At 41.2% G+C, this 6165-nt stretch carries 4 protein-coding genes; 1 reads left to right on the top strand and 3 read right to left on the bottom strand.

Features of this window, described 5'->3' with window-relative positions; translation table 11 throughout:
* A partial coding sequence (locus ACJ751_RS07425) for a chemotaxis protein CheB (RefSeq protein ID WP_407744791.1) occupies positions 1 to 2384 on the bottom strand: 2384 nt, incomplete at its 3' end.
* A gap of 102 nt (positions 2385 to 2486) precedes the next feature.
* Here ACJ751_RS07425 and ACJ751_RS07420 point away from each other — a divergent pair.
* A complete protein-coding gene (locus tag ACJ751_RS07420) occupies positions 2487 to 2927 on the top strand; it encodes a response regulator (protein ID WP_407744789.1) in 441 nt (146 codons plus the stop codon).
* A 76-nt stretch (positions 2928 to 3003) separates the two neighbouring features.
* Here the strand turns inward: ACJ751_RS07420 and ACJ751_RS07415 are convergent, their stop codons facing one another.
* Complete coding sequence (locus ACJ751_RS07415) at positions 3004 to 4944, bottom strand: ATP-binding protein (protein WP_407744788.1); 1941 nt, start codon at positions 4942 to 4944, stop codon at positions 3004 to 3006.
* 279 nt (positions 4945 to 5223) lie between these two features.
* Positions 5224 to 6165: alpha/beta hydrolase (locus tag ACJ751_RS07410; protein ID WP_407744787.1), on the bottom strand; the 942-nt coding region annotated here is incomplete at its 5' end.

Below are 6165 nucleotides of genomic sequence, written 5' to 3'. Positions count from 1 at the left end.
CTGAGCTTTAAAATATTCCATTGCCGGTTCCCCAACTCGAATAACAACATTTTTTCCGTTTCCTCCTCGGTTGACCTGAACAGTTCATAGAATATTTTATTGGCTTTCTTTACCCGGAATTCCCTGTCCAATACGAGTACAGCTTCCTGAATGGTTTGAAAAACCACTTCCGCATATTCATACGATTCAGCCAGTTGATCATTCCGCACCTGCAATTCGTGGTTAATGGTCATCAGTTCTTCATTGGAAGATTCCAGTTCTTCCTTAGACGTCTCCATTTCTTCATTGATGCTTTGCAATTCTTCATTACTGGAAATAATTTCTTCATTAGCTGATTGTAATTCCTCTACGGTGGCTTCCTGTTCTTCTATCATGGTACGCATGTCGTCTTTTGCCGATGACAGTTCTTCCTGAAGCTTCAATACCATATTATCTTTTGTTTTGGAAGATGCCGCAGAGGGGGCCGCGGCAGGGGTCTCCTCAAAAACTACCAGAAAAAGTCTTTCTTCGTCATCAGAAGGTAAGGGGAACACTTCTATGGAAACCTGGTGAATTACATTTTTCACTTTTATTTCCAGGCCTGCCCTTTTCATTCTTTCTCCTGATCTGCTAACCTTATGTATGGTATTGCGCAATTCAAAAATGAGGCCTGTGCGGGCCATCTTTAGCAAATTCAAACTTGCTTTACCGTTAGGCGGCTCTAAGAACAGGCTGGTTGACCCGCGGAAGTGAAGGATCTCTAAATGGTGATTTATAACCACGCTGGCAGGCACAAAATGACGCAACAAAATATCATCTATCGTATTTTCCAGCGTTGCGGTATGGTTCATCGCCTTCTGAAAAGGCTTTATGCTATTTGTTTTCGGCAAAAAATTTTCACCGCCTGGCATCCGATAATTCATATCAAAAACCACATTGGTAGCCTTATCTTTCTTCTTGGTAAATAATTTATACTTTTTTTCTACCTGTAAGAATAATTCCCCGGCAGCGCTAACAGTTTCAGACTTGCCCAAAACCAAATAGCCGGTATCGCGTAAACAGTAATGGAAAATAGAGAGTGCCTTTTTTTGCAAAAAGGTATCAAGATAGATCATCATGTTGCAGCAGCTAATGAGATCGATCCTTGAAAAAGGCGGGTCTTTAAAAATATTGTGAGCAGCGAATACGCATATATCCCTTATGGTTTTTACAACCCTGTAGCTGCTGTCAATTTTTTCAAAATAACGGTCAATTCGTTCCTGTGAAACATTTTCCAGGTCGTTAACAGAATAAAGGCCCAGTCGTGCCTTCGATATCACAAGTTCGCTAAGGTCTGTAGCAAAAATCTGAACCGGGATGTTTGGCGCTTTATCCCCAAGCGCCTCTATTATAGTTATAGCAAGGGAATAAGCTTCTTCGCCCGTTGCGCATGCGGGTACCCAAATGCGTAACGGTTCGTTTATTTGTTTTATCTTAATAATTTTGGGTAGAACCGATTTCTTTAAATACTCCATTAAGTCAGCGTCACGAAAAAAACAGGTGACATTAATGAGCATATCCTGGTATAAAATATTTATTTCAGCGGTATGTTGTTTGAGGTATTTGTAATAATCTTCCAGGGAATTCAATTTATAAAGCAGCATCCGTCGAATAATGCGCCGCTTAATCGTATTCATTTTATAATGAGAAAAATCAACCCCGGTCGCTTTTTTTATTATCTGGATAATACTGACCAGATCCTTATCGGTATCACTGATCTTATCTTCCCCCCTTTCTTTTTCTTCATCAACCATGATAGCCGGATGATGGCTTATTCTTACAAGTTCCCTGGCAATTTCTTCCGGCGGGAGCACCATGTCAACTACTCCTTCCGCAATAGCCGATTTGGGCATACTTTGAAATTTGGCCGTATCGTTCTGCGCAAAAGTGAGGCCACCGGCAAGTTTGATAGATTTAAGTCCAAAAGTTCCATCGTGCTGATTGCCTGAAAGAATAATTCCTATTGCTCCTTCTTTTTGCTTTTCTGCCAGAGAATAGAAAAATTTATCAATAGGCATGTGAACAGAAGGTCTTGGCGCACGTGGATTTAACCGTAGTACACCGTCAATTATGGACAGGTCCTTATTGGGTGGGATCACATATACGTAATTCTGCTGGATGGGCAACAGGTGCCGCGCCTCCAGCACTTTCATTTTTGTCGACCTTCCTAATATTGTTGGAAGTAGGCTGTCATGTGTTGGATCAAGATGCTGAATATACACAAATGCCATTCCTGTATCTGGTGACAAATTTTTCAATAATTCGGTAACAGCCTCCAGTCCGCCCGCGGAAGCACCGATAGCAACAATGGGAAAAGGTTTGCTTCGGACTTTTATCTTTTTCTTTACTGCACCTACTTTGCTCATGATCAAATGGTTGTATATAGAAAAAATAAGGAGAAAGGTAATTGAAGGTAGCGAAAAATTGAGTGGTCTTCTAAAATCAGTACCTTACACTCCTCCCCCACTATGCAACTAATTCATTCTGTGATGATTATTGACGACGATGATGACGACAGGATGCTTTTTTCCGAAGCGCTGACAGAGGTATGCCCTTCCTGTATTTTGATCTCAGCGAGCAATGGAAAAGAAGCATTAGAACTATTGCAACGATCAGATATAACCTTGCCAGGTCTTATATTTCTTGATTTGAATATGCCATGCATGAATGGCATGCAATGCCTTAACCAGTTACGCAAGTGCGCATCGCTCAGGAACATCCCGGTAATTATGTATACTACCACCCAGATGATTGACAGCTTTGAAAGTTTTCAAAAGTTCGCGCCTGTATTTTTTCTTACGAAGCCAAACAGGTATAAAGACATCGTGCAAACGCTTTCTTATTTGCTGAATAATACCTGGTGGAAGGATGAAAAAATATTGAAAGAAAAAATAATACAGATCAGTTAAATCACTGATAGTTGCGATTGTTTGACTAAGGTTGTCAATTAAAAGTTGTCAATTAAATATATCAATTCGCCTACTACTACTGCGGATCAGGTATAGAAGGTAGCGTGAAATAGAAACGACTTCCTTTTCCCGGTTCACTTTCAACCCTGAAGATACCTCTGTTCGCTTCGGCAAATTCATGGCATAGCAGCATGCCCAGGCCAACTCCCTTTTCGTTAGCTGTTCCGAATGTAGTGACACTTTCTTTCCGGTTAATTTTTGTCAGCACTTCTTTCGCTATTCCTATGCCGGTATCTGCTACACATATTTCAACGATACCATCTATCGTCTTGCCTTCAATAGTGATAACATCACCGGGGTTGCAGAATTTGATGGCGTTATTGATCAGGTTACGAATAAGTACCTGCACCATATTCTGATCGGCCCATACCTTTAAAGAATGGGGCACATTATTTTTCAATTCAATCTTTTTGTCAAATGCCGTTTTGATAAAAGGCGCTATGGTTTCACTCACCAGCTCCTGTACAGGCAGCATATCAGGGATAATTATTCTGCCATCGAGCTGGCTGCTCGCCCATGAAAGCAGGTTGCTGGTTAGTTGAGCAGAATAATTAATATCCCGCCTGAACTCATTTATAATTGCCAGCAGATCCTCTCCCGGTATAGAACGATCCTTCAGGATATCCAGCATATATTTTAAAGCAAATAAGGGCGCTTTCAGATCGTGGGAAATAATAGAGAACAGTTTATCTTTTTCCTGGTTGTTTAAAAGCAACTGTACGGCCTGGCGTTCTATTTCGGCATTCTTTGTTTCCAGTAACTGGTTGGTTTTATGCTTGGCCGCCCTGCTACGGAACAGCAAAAAGATCAGCACACTTAAGAAAAGGATCACCAGGGTTGCAATTGAAATTTGCAACTCTTTATTTTGAACGATATGCTTGTGCAGTGCGTCATTCTTTTCCTGGTCTTCCTTTAACCGGGTTTCCTTTTTCTCAAATTCGAACCTGGCTTCCAGTTCCCCTGTCTTTTTTAACATTGATTCATTAAAAATGCTATCAGAAATATCTTTATAAAGCCTGAAATATTTAAGGGCATTGCGTGTATCGTTTTTTGCTTCGTAAACAGCTGCCAGTATTTCATCTGATTGCCCGATCAACTTTTTTGCTTTTATTTCAGTTGCCCATTGCAGGCTTTGGCGTGCGTACTTTAATGCGGCCGGGTAATTCCTGAGATGGAAATAGGCCATGGCTATTGAAACGGCAGTTCGGGTTTTACGCATCTTATCATCGGTATGGCTAAAATATTCTTTTGTACGAAGAAAGCGGCCCAACGCTTCTTTATACTTTGCCTGCTCAAATAAAACCGTCCCGATATTATCATTGCCTACGACTATAGAATAATCATCTTTCATGGCTGTAGCAAGATCTAATGCCTGTTGATAATATTGCAATGACTTGTCATATTGCTTTTTGTTGGACCAGGTTCCCCCCAGGCCGATCAATGTTTTGTTCCAGTTTAGGCTATCTTTCATCTTTTTACAGATATCTCCCGCTTTCATAAACAACTTAATCGCTTCATCACCTTTTCCTATATCATCATAGCGAATAGCAATATTGATCGTTGCTTTGGCTATGCATATCGGATCATTGATCTTTTCGGCAATGGCAAGGGCCTGCTGAAAACTGGATAACATTTTCACATAATCGCCGGCCAGGCTATAACCGTTCCCCTGTAATCTTAAACTCACCGAAACTCCCTTGCCATAACCTGCCTGTTGAGCGCAGGCCAATGCTTTATTGCTGTAAAAAAATAAACTGTCGGCACTGATGCGATAAAAAGCATATGCCAGGCTATCTAATATATCTATATAGGCGGTATCCCTGAGGAAATCTTTTCTTTCCTGCAATTGTAACATGGTATGCTTTAACCGCGGTATATCTGCCGGTTGTGCATGGGCCCGCCATTGCAGAACAAGCATACTTACTATAATAATTCCTTTCTTAACCAATATGTTCATTCTCCAGGCTTATTGTTGCATTACAATTATATATCATTAATGTAAGCAGGTGATTTTCGCAAATTACAACGGATGTACGGCGAAATGGGGGGTGAAAATCGTATAACTAGGACGGTAAATGCTACAAAGGATATTTTTCGATCACAAATTTGCGCAGAATCAGTAGCGGGTTTTAAATAAAAAAGGCGCAACTTTTAATTGCGCCTTATGATAAATTATCCAGCACATCATCAAATAAAAGATTTATATAATGTTGGCTGGAAACTCAATAGTTGAGTGTTATCTAAACAGCCTTGGCGCAAAATCATTGAGCGCCCTGCGCCAGGTGAGCCATTCATGGGCGGTACCTTGCGACTCATGGTACACCAGGTTTTTAATACCATGATCTTTCAATGTTTCATAAGTTTGTTTTGCCCCCTGCCCTTCTGCAGTGCCTGTGCTGATAAACAACAGCTTCATTTTTTTATTAAATGCCTCCGCATCATTAAATGCACCGTTATAGGCCGTCTCAACGGTTGTAACCGGGGCTTTAGGATTAAAAGGATTGGGGCCAAAACGGCCTGAACCACTAAAACCACCCATCCATGCAAATTTATCCATATTGTTCAGCACCGCATTCCATGTTTGAGCGCCTCCCCGTGATAATCCGGCCATAGCCCTGTGGTCCCGGTCGGGATAAGTGCGAAAAGTTTTATCAATGTAAGGAATAAGATCTTTGATCAGGATATCAGTGATATCTCCGGATGCTTTACGCACATCTGAATTTGTTTTAATATCGCCGCTGGGCATTACAATGATCATTGGAACAGCTTTTCCACCTGCAATCAAACCATCCATAATATTAGCCAGGTGCCCCTGTACCGACCAACCGTTCTCATCTTCACCCCAACCATGGACGAGATAAAGCACGGGGTATTTTTTCTTGGGATTTTTTTCATACTCAGCCGGCACATAAACATTAATATGACGTTCTAATCCATTAATATCAGACCAATGGTAAAGGGAACGGACTTCTCCATGTGGGATGTTCTTATTGAACCTGTAATAATCACCTTCAGGTCCTTCAGGAACTTCAATACCTGCAGACTCCCAGTTGCTGCCAAAATAGGCCTGGCTTCCCCTATTCATTACTGGAACACTGTCTATCAGAACTGCATAATAATGAAAACCCACTACCAGCGGATCCGTCGTATACCACCACACTCCTTTATCGTCTTTTGT

The organism is Niastella sp. (assembly GCF_045805085.1).
Classification (GTDB): domain Bacteria; phylum Bacteroidota; class Bacteroidia; order Chitinophagales; family Chitinophagaceae; genus Niastella.
The sequence above is the reverse complement of the archived record's forward strand: the minus strand, read 5'-3'. Positions and strand labels throughout refer to the sequence as shown.

Excerpts from the sequence above, each read along its gene's own strand:
- ACJ751_RS07420 (WP_407744789.1), top strand. The coding sequence starts at position 2,487 with ATGCAACTAATTCATTCTGTGATGATTATTGACGACGATGATGACGAC.
- ACJ751_RS07415 (WP_407744788.1), bottom strand. The coding sequence starts at position 4,944 with ATGAACATATTGGTTAAGAAAGGAATTATTATAGTAAGTATGCTTGTT.